At 66.3% G+C, this 18,325-nt stretch carries 18 protein-coding genes; 8 read left to right on the top strand and 10 right to left on the bottom strand.

What is annotated here, in order from left to right; genetic code table 11:
* Positions 1-183: 183 nt before the first annotated feature.
* The gene (locus N7590_RS01435; RefSeq protein WP_115804042.1) at positions 184-765 is read right to left on the bottom strand and encodes a hypothetical protein; all 582 of its coding nucleotides are present in this window, start codon (positions 763-765) and stop codon (positions 184-186) included.
* Positions 766-1,023: 258 nt separating this feature from the next.
* Positions 1,024-1,485 (bottom strand): isoprenylcysteine carboxylmethyltransferase family protein, encoded by a 462-nt coding sequence (locus N7590_RS01430; RefSeq protein WP_164241849.1) that lies wholly within the window; start codon positions 1,483-1,485, stop codon positions 1,024-1,026.
* A 153-nt stretch (positions 1,486-1,638) separates the two neighbouring features.
* Here N7590_RS01430 and N7590_RS01425 point away from each other — a divergent pair, with 153 nt between their 5' ends.
* From N7590_RS01425 to N7590_RS01400, 6 genes are all read left to right on the top strand, one after another.
* Positions 1,639-3,648, top strand: coding sequence for an alpha/beta hydrolase (locus tag N7590_RS01425; RefSeq protein WP_164241848.1), 2,010 nt, complete (start codon positions 1,639-1,641; stop codon positions 3,646-3,648).
* A gap of 84 nt (positions 3,649-3,732) precedes the next feature.
* Positions 3,733-4,605 carry a glyoxalase III HchA gene (hchA, locus tag N7590_RS01420; protein ID WP_053449416.1) on the top strand — a complete coding sequence of 291 codons (873 nt, stop codon included), beginning with the start codon at positions 3,733-3,735 and terminating at the stop codon, positions 4,603-4,605.
* Between the two features lie 5 nt (positions 4,606-4,610).
* Positions 4,611-5,315, top strand: coding sequence for a PA1136 family autoinducer-binding transcriptional regulator (locus N7590_RS01415; RefSeq protein WP_053510745.1), 705 nt, complete (start codon positions 4,611-4,613; stop codon positions 5,313-5,315).
* 86 nt (positions 5,316-5,401) lie between these two features.
* Positions 5,402-5,635, top strand: a complete 234-nt coding sequence (locus tag N7590_RS01410) for a hypothetical protein (RefSeq protein ID WP_006433851.1) — start codon at positions 5,402-5,404, stop codon at positions 5,633-5,635.
* A 130-nt stretch (positions 5,636-5,765) separates the two neighbouring features.
* On the top strand, positions 5,766-6,008 hold the full coding sequence (locus N7590_RS01405; RefSeq protein ID WP_164241847.1) for a hypothetical protein: 243 nt from the start codon (positions 5,766-5,768) through the stop codon (positions 6,006-6,008).
* A gap of 155 nt (positions 6,009-6,163) precedes the next feature.
* The gene (locus tag N7590_RS01400) at positions 6,164-7,018 is read left to right on the top strand and encodes an endonuclease/exonuclease/phosphatase family protein (protein WP_053449414.1); all 855 of its coding nucleotides are present in this window, start codon (positions 6,164-6,166) and stop codon (positions 7,016-7,018) included.
* 19 nt (positions 7,019-7,037) lie between these two features.
* Here N7590_RS01400 and N7590_RS01395 read toward each other — a convergent pair whose 3' ends face one another.
* From N7590_RS01395 to N7590_RS01365, 7 genes are all read right to left on the bottom strand, one after another.
* Positions 7,038-7,301 (bottom strand): hypothetical protein, encoded by a 264-nt coding sequence (locus N7590_RS01395; RefSeq protein WP_053510746.1) that lies wholly within the window; start codon positions 7,299-7,301, stop codon positions 7,038-7,040.
* A 248-nt stretch (positions 7,302-7,549) separates the two neighbouring features.
* Positions 7,550-8,971 (bottom strand): efflux transporter outer membrane subunit, encoded by a 1,422-nt coding sequence (locus N7590_RS01390; protein ID WP_164241846.1) that lies wholly within the window; start codon positions 8,969-8,971, stop codon positions 7,550-7,552.
* Entirely contained in the window at positions 8,965-9,702 is a 738-nt protein-coding gene (locus tag N7590_RS01385) for an SDR family oxidoreductase (protein WP_006433769.1), read from the bottom strand. Before N7590_RS01385 ends, N7590_RS01390 begins: the two co-directional genes overlap by 7 nt.
* A 64-nt stretch (positions 9,703-9,766) precedes the next feature.
* Positions 9,767-12,937 carry a multidrug efflux RND transporter permease subunit gene (locus N7590_RS01380; RefSeq protein ID WP_164241845.1) on the bottom strand — a complete coding sequence of 1,057 codons (3,171 nt, stop codon included), beginning with the start codon at positions 12,935-12,937 and terminating at the stop codon, positions 9,767-9,769.
* A gap of 126 nt (positions 12,938-13,063) precedes the next feature.
* Positions 13,064-14,287: an efflux RND transporter periplasmic adaptor subunit gene (locus N7590_RS01375; protein WP_053449411.1), complete on the bottom strand. Its 1,224-nt coding sequence runs from the start codon at positions 14,285-14,287 to the stop codon at positions 13,064-13,066.
* A 91-nt stretch (positions 14,288-14,378) separates the two neighbouring features.
* On the bottom strand, positions 14,379-15,149 hold the full coding sequence (locus tag N7590_RS01370; RefSeq protein WP_053449410.1) for an SDR family NAD(P)-dependent oxidoreductase: 771 nt from the start codon (positions 15,147-15,149) through the stop codon (positions 14,379-14,381).
* Entirely contained in the window at positions 15,146-15,373 is a 228-nt protein-coding gene (locus N7590_RS01365; protein WP_049456214.1) for a hypothetical protein, read from the bottom strand. Before N7590_RS01365 ends, N7590_RS01370 begins: the two co-directional genes overlap by 4 nt.
* A gap of 147 nt (positions 15,374-15,520) precedes the next feature.
* Here N7590_RS01365 and N7590_RS01360 point away from each other — a divergent pair, with 147 nt between their 5' ends.
* On the top strand, positions 15,521-16,552 hold the full coding sequence (locus tag N7590_RS01360) for a LysR family transcriptional regulator (protein ID WP_005416157.1): 1,032 nt from the start codon (positions 15,521-15,523) through the stop codon (positions 16,550-16,552).
* Positions 16,553-16,583: 31 nt separating this feature from the next.
* On the opposite strand, the gene N7590_RS01355 is transcribed toward N7590_RS01360, so the two are convergent.
* The gene (locus N7590_RS01355; protein ID WP_053510752.1) at positions 16,584-17,474 is read right to left on the bottom strand and encodes a LysR family transcriptional regulator; all 891 of its coding nucleotides are present in this window, start codon (positions 17,472-17,474) and stop codon (positions 16,584-16,586) included.
* Positions 17,475-17,592: 118 nt separating this feature from the next.
* On the opposite strand from N7590_RS01355, the gene N7590_RS01350 reads away from it, so the two are divergent.
* Positions 17,593-18,318, top strand: coding sequence for an SDR family oxidoreductase (locus N7590_RS01350; protein ID WP_053449408.1), 726 nt, complete (start codon positions 17,593-17,595; stop codon positions 18,316-18,318).
* The last annotated feature ends 7 nt before the right edge of the window (positions 18,319-18,325 follow it).

The raw sequence follows: 18,325 nt of genomic DNA, 5'->3' as shown, positions 1-18,325 counted from the left end.
GTGGAGAGGGAGACCGGGCCAAGCCGCGCCAAGCCAAAAAAGCAAAGCCCCCGTTTGAGCGAGGGCTTTGGGTGTCGGCGGGCAAAGCAATTTCTCTAATTTTCTAAGCTGCCCATAGGGCAGTGAACTGCCGACGTTCCAAATCTAAGGCAGCTCAAGGCAATGTCAAGCCATCGACCTACATCACTCCGTGGAGAGGAAGACCGGGCCAAGGCGCTCGGTCTTTCCGTTGACCAGATGCAGCAACTGCCCGCCAGCAATCAGCCAACCGTCTCCGTTAGCGCGGTCGGCTCTGCTGAACCCTACTGCTCCGTCGTTGCGCAGGGTCGGAGCCCCGGCATTGCCATCCTTGTAGAAATGGCTCCACGCCCTTGCGGCCGGCGTCATCGTCAGCACCTTCTGCCAAGGATGGCTGTGGATGGTTTCGCCGGTGAAAGCAGAACCGTCCATCACCTCGCTGGTCCGTATGGCACAGCCGTGTGGCACACCATCTGTGTAGAGGCGCAGGGAAAAACGCTGGCCGTCGCTGGCAATCGCGCCACAGGCCTCGTTCCCGCTCTGGCGGGTGTAGTCGTGGAGCACTCGCCCGGTGCGTCGGAGGAAGTCCGGTAAAGCCTCGCCGGGTTCGCTGACATGGTCGCCCAGATGCTGGCGCTCCCAACCCTGTTTGGTTCCGGTGGGCGGAATTGAGCCTGCCTGCGCCACGGCCTCACCGGACGCTCCAAGCCAAACGGCCAACATCACCATCACCAATGCAATGCGCACAACTGCTCCTAAGCAGTTGTGCTTTGCACCTCAGCCCTATGCCGGGTATCATCGGAGGTATCAGAATTTGCACCTTTTGAAAGCTGAATTTCTTTTACTTTCAATGGGTTGCAAACGGGCGCAAATGGCTCCGCCCACCTCCACCATCTGTATGGCCTGTCGAGGCCACAAGAAGCCGGAACTTCCATCAGCGGGATTCCGGCTTTTTTGTGCCTGTTTTTCGTGCAGGCAGTGTGCCGCGTGACCACCCGGCCCGCGCTACAGCCAACGGCGTACGCGTTGGCGGAACAGCGCATACGCTTCGGGAAAACGAGCCGACAGCACCCGCTCTTCCGGCACGATCTGCAACCGGGTGATGTACAGCACGAACAGCGGCACGGCCAGCCACGCGACCGGGTTCTGCAGGTACAGCATGGCGCCGGCCAGAACGATCGCCTGGCCGAGATACATCGGATTGCGCGTGTAGCGGTATACCCCGTGCGTGACCAGCGCGCTCGAGGCCGACGGGCGCAGCGGATTGACCGTGGTGCGCGCACGGCGGAAGGCCAGCTTCGGCAGCAGGTTCAGCGTCACACCGAGCGTCACCAGAGCACCTGCAAGCAGCGCGGGCATCGGCAGCGGCACCGCCAGGCCCGCTGCCAGGCGGCTGGCCAGGTAGCCGATGCCACCGCACAGCAGCATCACCAGCGGTGGTGGAATCCGTGTCTCAAGCCAACGCATCGCCGTCCTTGCATGCCTCCATTCACCCTAGTGTCACACGCGAATGCCTGAATCGCTTGCATGGCGGCGGTTTCAAGGCACAAACCGACCGCCCGGTATCTTCCGCTTTGACTGGCCGGACGCTAGAGTGGCGCCACCGCGCAGGAGGATCGTATGGCTACCACGGGCTTGGGCTTCATCGGCCGCACGACCCTCATCATCACCGTGCTGCTCACCCTGGGCGGTTGCGCGACGCTGCGCCAGTTCGGGCCGTCGGTACAGGTCGCCTCGGTCACGCCGGGGCAGTACATAGCCCTCAAGCGCGGCGACATCCTGACCTCCGGCAAGCTCAGCGCGGCGACCACCGAGACGCTGCGCGTGGCCGGCCTTGATGAAGGCGTCTGTGCCAAGCCCGGCCTGCCCTGCATCGAGGCGATGGAAGGCAGCATCGTGGTACGCGAGGAAGACAAGCGTTCGAGCCTGGCCGAACTGTGGCTGCAGTACGCGATGACCCTGCCCGCCCCCAAGCGCGAGTACTCCGCGTCAGGCCGCGCGAAGACCGCGATCACCGAACTGGACGCCGACTTCCAGCCGCGCCTGGACGCATGGATGCAGGTCGCACGCCAGGCCTATGCCTATCTGTTCTTCACCGAACGCACCGCCAACCAGCGCGGCTTCGAAGACCGCCAGACGCAGGTGCGCGACTACTACAACCTGGCCGTGCAGGAAGCCTCGGTGCAGCTGTACAACGCCTACGCGACCGGCCGCGTGCACAGTGAGGCCAGTCATTTCCAGCTGGGCCGCTGGACCTTCGTGCTGGCGCCTTCCACCGAGGCGTCGCCGCTGGACACGCGCACGCCGACCGAGCTGGTGCCGGCCGCTTCGCTGTCATTCACCGGCACGCTGCGCAGCGTGCACCGCCGCGACGGCTTCGGCGCCGAGCTGGTGGCGGTGATGGATGATCCGGCAGGCACCACCGCCACCACGGCACCCCCCACGCACACCGCCCCTGCGACCACGCAGAGCTGGAGCGAGATGCCTTCGCCGTCGATGACGGTGCTGCTGCGCTTCTCCGGAAAGAATCTATGGGAAGTGCTGCACGACGACGAGCCGGAACTGGAGATCCACGATCCCTACCAGGTCACCGAAGTCACCCTGCACGGGCAGGAGGTACCGCTGGCGGCGAACTTCACCGCCGGCTACGCGCTGTGGCTGGCGAGATCCAACTTCAGCCACCAGTCGCTGCGCTCGCTGTTCGGCGGCAAGGGCGGCATCGACACGCCGCACCTGTACATGATGCAGCCCTACGATCCGAACCGGCGCGTGCTGCTGATGATCCATGGCCTGGCCAGCAGCCCGGAAGCCTGGGTCAACGTTGCCAACGAGCTGATGCGCGACGACGAGATCCGCCAGGATTTCCAGATCTGGCAGTTCTACTACCCGACCAACATGCCCATCGCGATGAGCCACGATGCGATGCGCCACACGCTGGCCGACGTGTTCAGGCACTTCGACCCCAGCGGCAAGGCACAGGCCTCGCATGACATGGTGCTGGTCGGGCACAGCATGGGCGGGGTGATCGCGCGGCTGATGGTCTCGTCGTCCGGCGACCACCTGGTCGATACCCTGCTGGCCACTGCGCAGATGACACCGGCGCAGCGCGAACTGCTGCGCACCCGCGGGGCGCCGGTACTGACCTTCCTGCCGGAGCCGGAAGTATCACGGGTGGTGTTCATCGCCACGCCGCACCGTGGCACCGACGTCGCCGGCACCCGTCTGGGCCGCTGGATCGGTCGCCTGGTGCGGCTGCCGCTGACCGTGCTGGAGGATGTCGCCACCATCGCCAACGATGGCCAGGTCGACCGCAACGATGGCAAGCACGGCTACCAGATGAACAGCATCCAGAATCTGGACAAGGACGACGCGTTCGTCCGCGCCGTGGCTGACCTGCCGATGGCGCCCAAGGTGCAGTACCACTCGATCATCGCCCGCGCCAAGGCCGACGGGCCGTTGGAAAAGACCGATGACGGGCTGGTGCCGTATTGGAGCTCGCACCTGCCCAACGCCGTGTCGGAGAAGGTGATCGTGTCCGGGCACAGTGTGCAGGAAGCCACGCCCGCGATCATCGAGCTGCGGCGGATCCTGCACGAGGACATGCAGCAGCACGGGGCAGCAGCCAGATAGCCTCGGGCGATTGAGGGAAATCCCTCATCGCGCGTGCGCATCCACGCTTCTATGCTGGCCTTACGTTCCCCGCAGGAGGTCCGCATGAACACGCAAGAGCCCAGTCGCCAGCCCAGCCCCGATCCGGCCGAGCGCGATGCCTTCTTCCCCTCGCCGTACTCGCTGTCGCAGTTCACGTCGCCGAAGAGCAACCTGTCCGGTGCCGACTATCCGGACGCACGCCGCGATGGTCGCTGGAAGGTGCTGATGATCGCCGCCGACGAGCGCTACCTGCCTACCGCCAACGGCCATCTGTTCTCCACCGGCAACCATCCGGTGGAAACCCTGCTGCCGATGTATCACCTGGACCAGGCAGGTTTCGACATCGACGTGGCCACGCTGTCGGGCAACGCCACCAAGTTCGAGTGGTGGGCCTTCCCGCGCGAGGACAAGCAGATCGGCGGGTTGTACGAACGCTATGAAGAACGCTTCCGCCAGCCGCTGGCGCTGGACGATGTCGTGGCCGCACTGGGAGCAGGATCGGACTATGCGGCAGTGTTCATTCCCGGCGGCCATGGCGCGCTGATCGGGCTGCCGCAGAGCCGCGCGGTGAAGGCGGTGCTGCATTGGGCGATGGCCGAGCAACGCCACATCATCACCCTCTGCCACGGCCCTGCGGCATTGCTGGCCGCAGGCGTCGACGAAGCCGATGGCGGCTCGCTGTTCCGCGGCTACCGCATCTGCGCCTTCCCCGATGCAATGGACCGGCAGACACCGGAGATCGGCTACATGCCGGGCCAGCTGCAGTGGTTCTTCGGTGAGCGGCTGGCGCAGCAGGGTGTGCAGATCGTCAACGAGGGCATCGATGGCAGCGTGCTGCAGGATCGCCTGCTGCTGACCGGCGACAGCCCGCTGGCGGGCAATGCGCTCGGCAAGCTGGCTGCACGCACCCTGCTCGACGCACTGGCCGGGCGCTGATCCGGATGACCGCGCTGGTGCAGGCGTTGCTGAAGCTGGAGCGCGCCCGCTCGCTGGACGCGGTGGGCGCGGTACTGCGCAGCATCGCCGCACCGCTCGGCTACGACCGCGTGCTGGTGTTCGCCACCGGCACCGGACTGGAGCGCGGCACGCAGCGCGTGTACTGGATCGACGGCGACTGGTTCGGCGATGGCAGCGATACCGACCTCGCCCGCTATCTGCATGCCTGCCCGGTCAATCGCCACGTGCTGGACAGCGACGCGCCGTTCTTCTGGAGCAAACGCCAAGGTCTGCGCGGTGAGCGCTACCAGGTGGTGAAGCAACCGCGTGGCGAAGGCCTGCACGGCCTGCAGGTGCCGGTGTTCGGTACCACCGGGCTGGAGGGTGCAATCAGTTTCGCAGGCACCTCCATCGATGCATCCGCCAGCGCACGCCTGCAGCTGGAGGCTGCTGCAACCGCAGCATTCCGCGCCGCGCGCGGTCTGGCTGAAGTTCCTGCAGAACTTTCCGGAAGCCTGCTGAGCACGCGCGAGCGCGAGGTGCTGCGCTGGGTCGCTGCCGGGCGTCGCCAGGCGGAAATTGCCGCCACGCTCGGGCTTTCCGCACGCACCGTGGAAAACCACCTGCGCCATGCACGCCAGCGCCTCGGTGTTGCGACTACCGCGCAGGCGGTACGCGCTGCAACTCGTCGCGGTGAGATCGAGGACTGATCGCAGCGAGGCACTTCCGATGGTCGGGTTCGCGTGATACACACCCCGTGCGCATGTGCGCGATTGCAGAAGCAAGGATGATGCTTATGAAACTGCAACTGGCCGCAATGGCCGCGTTGGTGGTAGCCACTGCAACCCTGGCACCGGTGGCGGACGCCAACACAGGGGTCCCGAGAGAAAACGTTTCCTGTGTGCCGGTGAATGTGGACCGCAACCGCGTCCACCACCACTGCACGGAAACCTACACCGATGAATTCGGCAACGTCTACACGGCCGAATATTGGATCGACGAGTACGGCAACCCCTACCTGCGCGACTGAGCCGGGGAAATGCGCCGGGTCGCCCATGGGCCGGCGCGCATGCAGCAACTCCCGCACGTCAGCCTGGCGTCGCGCGGGACGTTGCACGACAACGCGCAGATGCGCGATTGCAGACACAAGGATGATGACCATGAAACTGCACCTGGCCTCGATGGCCACACTGATGCTTGCCGTTGGAGCTCTCTCCTCGCCGTCCCAGGCCGCCGCCAGCGGTGGTGGCGGTGGTCCGGAGAACACGAACTGCGTCCGGGTCAAGATGGGGCCCTACTACCATCAGCGTTGCGAAGTGACGTATTTCGAAGAGGACGGCACTCCCTACATCCGGGTGTACTGGATTGACCAGAATGGCCAGTGGTACCTGCCCGCCGACTGAGTACCCGTGATCTCCTGACCGCGCTCACGCGATCCGCCGGGCGGCGCTCTCACCGCCCGCCCGGCATTGCCAGCCGCCCATCCCGGCATACCGCTGCCCTCGCCTTCCATGGCATGCTCCATGAAACCGTTTTCATGGAATGGAGGGATTCCACGATGTTGCCGCGTTTCCATCGCCGGGCGCTGTGCGCGCTGCTGGCACTTGCTCTGCCTGTCTTCGCTTGCGCGGCCACGCCTGCGCCGCTGAAAGTGATGTCGTTCAATGTCCGCACCCCGGCCGATACCGAGCCTGGCAAGCGCTGGCCGGACCGTCGCGATGCGATGGTCAAGGTCATTCTCGATGCGCACCCGGCGGTGATCGGCACCCAGGAACTGGTGAAGGAACAGGCCGATTACCTGTCCGAGCACCTGCCCGGCTACCGCTGGTTCGGCGAAGGCCGCCGGGGTGGCAGCGGCGACGAGCACATGGGCGTGTTCTACGACAGCAAGGTGCTGGCCATCGAGGCGTCCGGCAACTTCTGGTTGTCCGATACGCCGGACGTGCCCGGCAGCATCACCTGGGGCAACCTGTATCCGCGCATGGTCACCTGGGCGCTGTTCCGGCGCCTGGAGGATGGTCGTCGCTTCTACTTCATGGATACCCACCTGCCCTACCGCGACGAGGACGAACCGCGCCGGGTGAAGGGTGCCGAGCTGATCGGCAAGCGTCTGGCCACCCTGCCGGCCGACCTGCCGGTGGTGCTGACCGGCGACTTCAACAGCGAACCCGGCGGCGATACCTACAAAGCGTTCACCCACGTGCTGGAGGACACCCGCCCCCAGGTGAAGGCACCGCAGGGCCCGCGCCTGACCTTCCATGATTTCACCGGCAACGCCACCGCACAGCTGGACTGGGTGCTGGTGCGCGGCTTCCATGCGCGCAGCTTCCTTACCGACGACCGCCGCATCGACGGCGTGCTGCCATCGGATCATTTCCCGCTGGTGGTCGAGCTGGACTGGCCGAAGCGCTGAACCTGCACGGCAGCCGCGGCTACGGCGGCGGCTGCCGTGACAGCAGGCGGTACAGTGCCTGATGCTGGTCGCGTGCCTGGCAGATGCGGGCACCGACGGCCAGAAACACGGACACGCCGATCAGCCCCAGGCCGAGCAGCGGATCCGGCAGCCGTATGAACCCGATCGCAGCCGCCATCGACGCGAGCACCATCAGTACCACCACCGCCACCGAAAGCCCCGCGCCGGGTGGCCCCGGATCTCCGAACAACCTGCGCTGGGTATCGTGTTTGCCATCGGTCATCACCTGTCCTCCCAAGAGCCTGTCCCACTAGTTACACGGCGGACACGGCTTCCGGCAGAGTCAGAAACGTCATGACTGTGACAACGTGCACAGCCTGCACGGTGCTTCCCTGCCCCGGTTGCCGAACTGCGGATTCATCATCCACTGCCAGGCGCTGGCTGCCGGAGAAGGCGGCACGATGGCGGGGGGCCGATCAACGGCCCTGAAACAAGAAGGGGACGGACGCTACCGCCTCCGTCCCCTCGGGGTTACTGCAGCTGCGCCACGCTGGGCGGCTGCGGCGACTGTCCCCAGCCGCCCAGTGCCTTGTACACACCCACCACGCTGACATTCACTTCTGCCTCGGCCGCGGCCAATGCATCGTCGGCGGCCAGCTGCGTGCGCTGCGCGTCCAGCAGGGTCAGGAAGTCCTCCGATCCCTCGCGATAGCGGATCTGTGCCAGCGATTCGGCACGTCGTGCCGCCTGCGCCTGCTCGACCACGATCGCCAGCCGCGCCTGCTGCTTGGAGTAGCGGGTCAGCGCGTTCTCGGTGTCTTCCAGCGCCAGCAGCACCGCCTGCTCATACTGCGCGGCCACACCTTCGGCCTCGGCCTTGCTGGCACGCAGGCGTGCACGCACGGTGCCGAAATCGAAGGCCGCCCAGCTCAGCGACGGGGTCAGCGACCAGGCCTTGTTGTTGCCGTTGACCAGGCCGCTGGCATCGCCACCAAGGAAGCCGACGAAACCGGACAGCGACAGCCGCGGGAACAGATCGGCGGTGGCCACGCCGACGCGTGCGGTCGCGGCCGCCAGTCGACGTTCGGCCACGCGCACGTCGGCGCGCTGGCGCAGCAGTTCGCGGGTGTCACCCAGCGGCAACGCCTTGGCGAACGCCGGCACGTCCTGCGGCGCCAGCATCGCGGTCAGCACTTCCGGACGCTGACCCAGCAGCACCGCCAGGCGGTTGCGCGACTGTGCCTCGGACACTTCCAGCAGCGGGATGTCGGCCTCGATCGCCTTCAGGCGGGCGCGGCTGCTCTGCACATCCAGTTCGCTGCCGGCGCCCAGTTCCCAGCGCGCCTCGGTCAGCTTCTGCGTATCGCGCAGGTTTTCCAGCGTGTGCTGGGCCACCGCGATGCGCTTCTGCGTGCCACGCAGCTCGAAGTAATTGCGCGCCACTTCGGCGGCGACCAGCACCTGGGCATCGGCCAGGTTGGCCTGCTCGGCACCGAGATCGGCACGCGCGGCTTCTGCAGCGCGGCGCTTGCGGCCGAACAGATCCAGCTCCCAGCCGGCGTCGAAGCCGAGCTGGTAGCTTTCACTGAACACCCGCTGCCCACCCAGCTGCGGATCGGGTTGCATGCGGCGGTCGTAGCTGCCGCCTGCGGTGACGTGCGGGGCCTGGTCGAAACGGCTTTCGACGAACACCGCGCGGGCCTGGCTGACGCGGGCCACGGCCACGCGCAGGTCGAGGTTGTCCGACAGTGCGCCATGCACCAGTTCTTCCAGCACCGGATCATCGAACTGCGCCCACCAGCTGGCCACCGGCGACGTGCTGGTGAACACCGGCTGCTGTGCGCCCTGCAGGACGACCGGTTCCTGCACCGGCGCCTTGTAGTTCGGGCCGACGCTGACACAGCCCGCCAGCACCAGGCTGGAGACGGCCATCGCCAACGTACGGATCACCATGGCAGCACCTCGCCCAGGTAGGTGAAGCTGCCGCTGGCACCGGATTCGCCGATCAGCGCCATTTCCACGCTGGAGCGTGCACCTTCGCTGATTTCGATTTCGCCGTTGCCGCCGTTCATGTCGGTCTTCACGTAGCCCGGATGCACGGTGTTGACCTTGATCGGGGTGTTGCGCAGTTCGTAGGCCAGGCTCAGGGTCCAGCTGTTCACCGCCGCCTTGGAGGCGTTGTAGGCCGGAATCTTGAAGTCGTAGATGCCCGACGCCGGGTCGGCGTGCAGCGTCTGCGAGCCGAGCATGCTGGACACATTGACGATGCGACCGGACTTGGCCTGCTTGACCAGCGGCAGGAACGCCTGGGTCACGGCCACCAGTGCATACACGTTGGTATCGAAGGTGCGCTTCCAGGTATCGAGCGACTGTTCCGAGGGTGCCTGCGCCGGGTTCTCGATCATGATGCCGGCGTTGTTGACCAGGATATCGAGCCGGCCATGGCGCTGGCGCACCTGCTCGACCGCCTCGGCGATGCTCGCTGCATCGGTCACGTCCAGCTGGATGGCTTCCACCGGCAGGCCTTCGGCCTGCAGCTTCAGCGCCTGCTCCACGGCGGTCTCGCGCTTGCGGCCGGCCAGCAGCGTGTGCACGCCGGCCTGCGCCAGCTGGCGCACGGTCTCGGCACCGATGCCGCGGGTAGCGCCGGTGACCAGCGCGATCTTGTTCTGATGGGTATTCATGGATGCATGCCTTGTGAGGGGAAAGCCGCCACCGGCCAGCGACCGGCGGCGACGGGGTTCCATGTCAGTGATGGATGGTCGGCTCGCCGTGCTGCACCAGCTGGCCACCGCCGTTGCGGGTGACGAACTTGCGCAGGGCGACGTAGAACACCGGGGTGAGGAACAGGCCGAACAGGGTCACGCCCAGCATGCCGGCGAACACGGTGATACCGGTCACCGAGCGCACTTCGGCGCCTGCACCATGCGACAGCACCAGCGGCACGGTGCCGGCGATGAACGCGATGGAGGTCATCACGATCGGGCGCAGACGCAGGCGGCAGGCTTCCAGCGCGGCTTCGACGATGCCCTTGCCGCCCATCTCCAGCTCTCTGGCGAATTCGACGATCAGGATCGCGTTCTTGCACGCCAGTCCCATCAACACCACCAGGCCGACCTGCACGAACACGTTGTTGTCACCGCCGGTCAGCCACACGCCGAACAGCGCCGACAGCAGGGTCATCGGCACGATCAGGATCACCGCCAGCGGCAGCGACCAGCTCTCGTACAGCGCGGCCAGCACCAGGAAGGCCAGCATGATCGCCACCGGGAACACGATGAAGGCCGCCTTGCCCTGGGTTGCCTGCTGGTAGCTCAGGTCGGTCCATTCGGTGGTCATGCCCACCGGCAGCACCTTGCCGGCAATCTCGGTCAGCTTGTTCATCGCCTCGGCCGACGACAGCAGGCGCGGGTCGGCTTCACCGGCCAGGTCCGCTGCCGGATAGCCATTGAAGCGCAGCACCGGGTCCGGGCCGAAGGTCTGCTTGATGGTGACCATCGAACCGATCGGCACCATCTCGCCACGGTCGTTGCGGGTACGCAGCTTGCCGATGTCCTCGACCGTCTCGCGGAACGGACCGTCGGCCTGGGCGATCACCTGCCAGGTACGACCGAACTGGTTGAAGTCGTTGACATAGGCCGAACCCAGGTAGGTCTGCAGGGTGTCGAACAGCTCGGTGAGCTGCACGCCCTGCGCCTTGGCCTTGACGCGGTCCACTTCCGCATCCAGCTGCGGCACATTGGCCTGGTAGCTGGAAATCGGGAAGGCCATGCCCGGGGTCTGCGCAACGGTGCCCTGCATCGCCTGCACGGCATTCTGCAGTGCGCCGTAACCCAGGTTGTCGCGGTCCTCGACGAACATCTGGTAGCCGTTGCCGTTGCCCAGGCCGAGGATCGGCGGCGGCATCATCGCGAACGCGAAGCCCTCCTGCAGCCCAGCGATCTTCTGGTTGATCTCGGCATTGATCTGCGCGGCGGTACGGCCATGACGCTCGGCGAACGGCTTGAGCGGAATGAACGCCACACCGGTGTTCGGCGTGTTGGTGAACTGCAGCGCGTTCAGGCCCGGGAACGAAATGGTGTGGGCCACGCCGTCGGTTTCCTGGGCGATCTTGGCGACCTTGCGCAGCATTTCATCGGTACGCGCGATCGACGAGCCTTCCGGCAGCTTCACACCGGCGATCAGGTACAGCTTGTCCTGGGTCGGGATGAAGCCCGGCGGCACCAGCTTGAAGATCACGCCGGTACCGACCAGCAGGATCGCGTAGACCACGAACACCGCGCCACGACGGCCGAGGATGCGGGCCACGCCACGCTCGTACTTCTCCGAGCTGGACTTGAAGAAGCGGTTGAACGGACGGAACACCCAGCCGAACAGGCGGTCGATCAGGCGGCTCGGGCCGTCCTTCGGCGCGCCGTGGGCCTTCAGAAGGCGCGCGGCCAGCGCCGGCGACAGGGTCAGCGAGTTGATCGCCGAGATCACCGTGGAGATGGCGATGGTGACCGCGAACTGCTTGTAGAACTGGCCGGTGACACCGGACAGGAAGGCCATCGGCACGAACACGGCACACAGCACCAGCGCGATCGCCACGATCGGGCCGGACACTTCACGCATGGCCTGGTGGGCCGCCGCAGTGGGCGACAGGCCTTCTTCGATGTTGCGCTCGACGTTCTCCACCACCACGATCGCGTCGTCGACCACGATGCCGATCGCCAGCACCAGCCCGAACAGGCTCAGCGTGTTGATCGAGAAGCCCAGCAGGTACAGCGCAGCGAAGGTACCGACCACCGACACCGGCACCGCGATCAACGGGATGATCGAGGCACGCCAGGTCTGCAGGAACAGGATCACCACCAGCACCACCAGCGCGATGGCTTCCAGCAACGTGGAGACCACGGCCTTGATCGAGTCGCGCACGAAGATGGTGGTGTCGTACACCGCTTCGTACTTCACGTCGGCCGGCATGGTCTTCTGCATCTCGTCCATCGTCGAGATGACCTGGTCACGGATCTCCAGTGCATTGGCACCCGGCGACTGGAAGATACCGATACCGACCGCGTTCTTGCCGTCCAGCTGCGAGCGCAGCGTGTAGTCGCCGGCACCCAGTTCCAGGCGGGCCACGTCGGCCAGGCGCACGATCTCGCCATCGACGCCGCTCTTGAGCACGATGTCGCCGAATTCCTTTTCGGTCTTCAGTCGGCCCTGGGCGTTGATCAGCGTCAGGAACTGGCTGTTCGGCAGCGGTTCGGCGCCGAGCTGGCCGGCCGAGACCTGCACGTTCTGCTCGCGCATGGCGCGCACCACGTCGCTGGCGGTCAGGCCGCGCGAAGCCACCTTGTCCGGGTCCAGCCAGGCGCGCATGGCGTAGTCGCCGCCACCGAAGATCTGCGCGTCACCCACGCCCGGAATACGCGCCAGCGCATCCTTGACGTGCAGGCGTGCGTAGTTGCGCAGGTACAGGGTGTCGTACTTGCCTTGCGGCGAGGTCAGGTGCACCACCATCAGGAAGGTCGGCGACTGCTTCTGCGTGGTCACGCCCTGCCGGCGCACGTCCTCGGGCAGGCGCGCCTGCGCCTGCGCCACGCGGTTCTGCACCTTCACCGCCGCCGCGTCCGGGTCGGTGCCCGGGCGGAAGGTGACGGTCATCTGCAGCACGCCATCGGAGCCGGCGACCGACTTCAGGTACATCATGCCTTCGACGCCGTTGATCGCTTCTTCAAGCGGCGTGGCAACAGTCTCGGCAATGACCTTGGGGTTGGCGCCCGGATACACCGTGCGCACCACCACCGACGGCGGCACCACTTCGGGGTACTCGCTGATCGGCAGGATGGGAATCGTGATCAGGCCTGCGGCGAAGATCACGATCGACAGCACCGCCGCGAAGATCGGCCTGTCGATGAAGAAACGGGAAAAGTCCATGGAGGAATTCCTGGGAAATGCCGTCGGCGGGCAACAGCCACCCTGCCCCTCGCCAATATGACGAAGGCAGGGAAGGCTGCCGCTGGCGCCGGCAGCTAAGCGGGGACGCGGATCAGGAGACGCGGATCAGTGGTTCAGTGCGGCGGTGGCATCGCGGCCCGGTGCCGGCGCGGCCTGTGGCTGCATCGCCACGGCCTTGGCCTGCACCGGCATGCCCGGCATGAAGACCTTCTGCACGCCGTCGATGATCACCTTGTCACCGGCAGCCAGCCCGTGCTCGACGATGCGCAGGCCTTCGGCGGTACGGCCGAGCTGGATGTCGCGGCGCTGCGCCTTGCCATCCTTGTCGACCACGTAGACGTACTTGCGGTCCTGGTCGGTCAGCACGGCCTTGTCATCGATCAGCATGGCCTGGAACTGGCCGCTGCCGAGCAGCTGCACGCGGGCGAACAGGCCCGGCGTGAACTGGCGGTCGGCATTGTCCAGCAGCGCGCGGACGCGGATGGTGCCGGTGCTGCGGGCCACCTGGTTGTCGAGGAAGTCGACCTTGCCGGAGTGCGGGTAGCCTTCTTCACCGGACAGGCCGACCTTCACCGGCAGATCGCTGTCACGCTCGCTCGGGCGCTCGCCCTTGCGTGCCATCTGCGCGTAACGCAGGAAGGTGCTTTCGTCGGCATCGAAGTAGACGAACACGGTATCCAGCGAGACCAGCGTGGTCAGCACACTGGCGCTGTCGCCGGCGGTGACCAGGTTGCCGGCGGTGACCATCGCGCGGCCGGCGCGGCCGTCGATCGGTGCACGCACCTTGGTGAACTCCAGGTTGAGGCGGGCCGCGTCCAGCGCGGCCTGCGCCGCCTGCACGGCGGCACCGGACTGGTCGGCGGCAGCGCGACGCTGCTCGGCGGTCTCGGTGGAGATCGCCTGCTGCTCGGACAACCGCTTGGCACGCTCGGACTCGCTGCGGGCCAGCGTGGCCTGGGTGCGGGCGCGGGCCAGTTCGGCGGCGGCACGATCATATTCGGCCTGGTAGCTGCGCGCGTCGATGGTGAAGAGCACTTCGCCCTTCTTCACTTCCTGGCCTTCGACATAGTTGACCTTGTCGATGTAGCCGGACACGCGCGGGCGCAGTTCAACGCTCTGCACCGCTTCGACGCGGCCGCTGAACTCGTCCCACTGGCTGACCTGCTTGACCAGCACCGGCGCGGCGCTGACCTGCGGCGGCGGCGGTGCACCGGCTTCTTCGGCATGGCCGCCGCTGCAGGCTGCAAGCACGGCCGCGGCGAGGATCGACACGCCGGCCATCGCGATGCGATGGCCGAAACGATGTGGGGTGGTATTGGGGGAAGTCATGGCATGCATCCGTACGGAGGGGTGGTACAGCTATATGAAAAGGTGTTGCGAAAATCGGCGGCGCATACTGCGACCTCAACCATGGTCGAGGTCAAGCGACGCCTGCGGTATCGCGCCAGAGCGGGGGAACTTCCAGGTGCAGCAGGCCGCGCGGCAGTTCGGCATCGCTGCTGTCGCAACGGACGATGGCGCGGTTGTCGCGGCACCCGTCGAGCAGCGAGACCACGCGACGGCCGACCAGCAGCGAGCTGGGCCACTCGATGCAGGCGTTGGCCGCGTTGGCCGGGGTACAGACCGGGCTGCAGACTTCCAGCATCTGCGCACGCACGCCCAGCGCCTGCGCTTCCTGATGCACCACCTGCGCATACATGCGCAGCGCGGCGGTGGTGATCGAGGTCTCGCCGTAACCCGCCCACGGCTTGGCATTGGCCGGGCTGCCGATCATCACGTAGCGGCGCGCGTGCACGTTGTCCTGCAGCAGCGGCAGCAGGTGGCGAACCGCATGCACGTGCGGCATCAGGTCGGCCTGCATCGCGCCCATCAGCTCGTCACCGTTGCGATCGGTCACGCGGCCACGGCGGTAGGGACCGCCCATTGCGGCGATCACCGCTGCCAACGGACGCGGACGCTGCGCGATGCGCTCGGCCAGCGCCCGTGCCGAGCCGTCATCACTGAGCGAACCCAGCAGCGTTTCCAGGCCCGGCTCATCGGCGAACTGTTCGTGCAGTGCCGCCAGCCGGCCCGGATCGCGACCGACCACCAGCACCGGGCTGCCGGCTTCCAGCAATGCACCGACCACGCCCTGGCCCACGGCGCCGGTGCCGCCGAGGACCAGGACTTCGGGCGTCAGCATCCCATTCACGGGACATTTCCTCCCAAATCCGGGATAGTCCCAATTCGACGCAGCCGGTCACCCTTGTGCGGGGCCAGGCGGATGACGCCGCCACGCTGCTGACGCATGGGCGCGGTAAACTCCCGGAAATCCTTGTGCACCAAGGAACTCGGACGGGCTTCAACGGTCATCGCCAGGTCCAGGGTGTTCTGGCCGGCATTCCGGAGACGGGCAAGAATGTTGCGCAGGCTCATGGCGGACGGGCTCCAAATAACGAATGGCGCCACGATAGACCTCAAACCTTTACTTGATTAGTCCTGATTAAGGGGAATAATCATCCCGTTCCCGGTCCAATCGTTCTGTCACGATTGTCCCATCCCCGACGTCCAGGATCCCCGACCATGTCCCACGATCTCAACGAGACGCTGATCTTCGTCAAGGTGGTCGAGCAAGGCAGCTTCATTGCCGCTGCCAAATCGCTCGGCCTGCCCAAGACCACGGTCAGCCGCAAAGTGCAGGAACTGGAGACGCGCCTGGGCGCGCGCCTGCTGCACCGGACCACGCGCCGCCTCGGGCTGACCGAAGCCGGTTCGATCTACCACGAGCATTGCCAGCGTATCGCCCGCGAGCTTGAAGAAGCCGAGAGCGCGGTGAGCCAGCTGCAGTCCGGCCCGCGCGGCTGGTTGCGCTTCACCGTTCCCTATTCGATCGGCATCACCTGGATCGCGCCGCTGCTGGGCCAGTTCCATGCGCAGTATCCGGAGATCCGCCTGGACATGCACATGGGCAACGAGAAGCTGGACCTGATTGCCGGCGAAGCGGATCTTGCACTGCGCGTCGGTGCCCTGCCCGACTCCAACCTGGTCGCGCGCAAGCTCGGCAGCCTGCGCACGCAGGTGTTCGCCAGCCCGGCCTACATCGAACGCTATGGCGAGCCGCTGCATCCGGAAGAGCTGCAGTTCCACCGCATCCTGGCGATGCGCAAGCCGTACCACACCGGCAACTCGCCGCGCTTCACCTGGCAGCTGGGCGAGAACGGTGGCGAACTGCGTGACTTCCCGGTCACGCCGTTGATGACTGCCAACGACATGTCCGCACTGAACGGCGCACTGGTGTGCGGCGAAGGCCTGCTGCTGACTGGCGATGTGATGGCCAAACCGTTCGTCGAGTCCGGCATGGTGCGCCGCGTGCTGGCCGGCTGGACCGGCCCGGAGGTGGACTTCAACGCCGTGTTCGCCGGTGGCCGCCTGGTCTCGCCGAAGGTGCGTGCGTTCGTCGACTTCCTGGTCGAGAAGCTCAACTTCGACGCCAACTACATGCTGGCGCAGTGCCCGGGCGCGAAGCTGGCACAGCAGCAGAAGGCGCAGGAGGACGCCGCGCTGGAAAGCAGCGGCAAGCGGATCCTGGAGAAGGTTGCCGCGTCGGCGGCGTGATGCCGTCTGTAGAGTCGAGCCATGCTCGGCTCTACAGTTCGGAGAGCACGTGCTCGACCAGCGCACGTAGTTTCGGCTCGGCCTGCCGACGGCTGGGGTAGTACAGGAAAAAGCCGGCAAACCGCGGGCAATACGCGTCCAGCACGGACACCAGCTCGCCGCGTTGCAGCCACGGCCGCCAGGTGTCTTCCATGCCGATGGCCAGGCCTGCGCCGGCCAAGGCCAGCCTGACCATCACCCCCATGTCGTTGCTGGTGATTTCCGGCTGCACATCGACACTGAACTCGCGGCCCCGCTCTTCGAACTCCCAGCGATAGGGCGCCCTGCCCGGCGCACTGCGCCAACCGATGCAGCGATGGCTGGCCAGTTCCCGTGGGTGCGCCGGAAGCGCATGGGCATCACGATAGCCCGGCGAGCACACCACCAATTGGCGCTGCCGCGCCGATACCGGCACCGCGACCATGTCCTGGGCAATGACCTCGCCCAGACGCACGCCTGCATCGAATCCCGCGCCGACGATATCGAACGCTTCATCGGTCACGGTGATGTCCAGCTGCAACGCCGGATAGCGCGCGGCGAAACCAGCCAGCATCGGGCCGGCCAGGAACGCCTCGGCAATGGAGGACACGGCAAGCCGCAGTTGTCCGGACACGGCGGACTGCCGGCGCACGCTGGCCTCCAGCGCATCGCCCAGTTCCGCCAGCGCAGGGCTGACCGATACCAGCAGTGCCTGCCCGGCATCGGTGAGGCTGACGCTGCGGGTCGTGCGCAGCACCAGGGCTACACCCAGCGACTGCTCCAGCTTGGCGATGGTCTGGCTGACCGCCGAACGGGTCACGCCGAGTTGCTCGGCGGCGGCGGTGAAGCTGCGACAGTCAGCCACCCGCTGGAACACCCCCAGAGCGTTGAGATCGATGGCCATTGGTTAGCAACTCTGAACAAGGTGATCAGCAGTCGCCATCTTATCGCGACAAGGTCCGCCGTCTACCGTGGCAATGCCGGGCACACCCCGGCACTCCCTACCCTTCAGAGACACCGCCATGACCCCTTCCCGAACCATCCTGATCACCGGCGCCTCCAGCGGCATCGGCGCCGGCATCGCCCGTTCCCTCGCGCAACCCGGGGCACGCCTGGTACTGGGTGCACGCCGCGTGGATCGTCTGCAGGTGCTGGCCGACGAGCTGCGCCAGCAGGGGGCCGAGGTGCTGGTGCATGCCCTGGACGTGACCCGGCGCGCGCAGGTGGAGGCCTTCGCCGAAGCCGCCCGGCAACGCTTCCGCGCAATCGACGTCATCGTCAACAATGCCGGCGTGATGCCACTGTCGCTGATGGGCTCGCTGAAGGTGGAGGAATGGGACCGGATGATCGACGTGAACATCCGTGGCGTGCTGTACGGCATCGCTGCCGTGCTGCCCGGCATGATCGCCCAGCGCAGCGGCCAGATCATCAACATCGCCTCGGTCGGCGCACTGTCGGTGGTGCCGACCGCAGCGGTCTACTGCGCGACCAAGTATGCGGTGCGCGCGATTTCCGACGGCCTGCGGCAGGAGCACCGCGAGCTACGGGTGACCTGCATCCATCCTGGCGTAGTGGAAAGCGAGCTGGCCGACAGCATCACCGATCCGGCCGCCGCCGAGATGATGGTCGGCTACCGCGCGATCGCCCTGCAACCGGATGCGATCGGCCGCGCCGTAAGATTTGCAATCGAGCAGCCTGCGGACGTGGACGTGAATGAAATCGTGGTGCGGCCGACGGCGACGGTGTGAGCCGGGC

The organism is Stenotrophomonas sp. GD04024, assembly GCF_029837545.1.
GTDB classification, from domain to species: Bacteria; Pseudomonadota; Gammaproteobacteria; order Xanthomonadales; family Xanthomonadaceae; genus Stenotrophomonas; species Stenotrophomonas forensis.
This window is presented reverse-complemented; position numbering and strand designations above follow the sequence as displayed.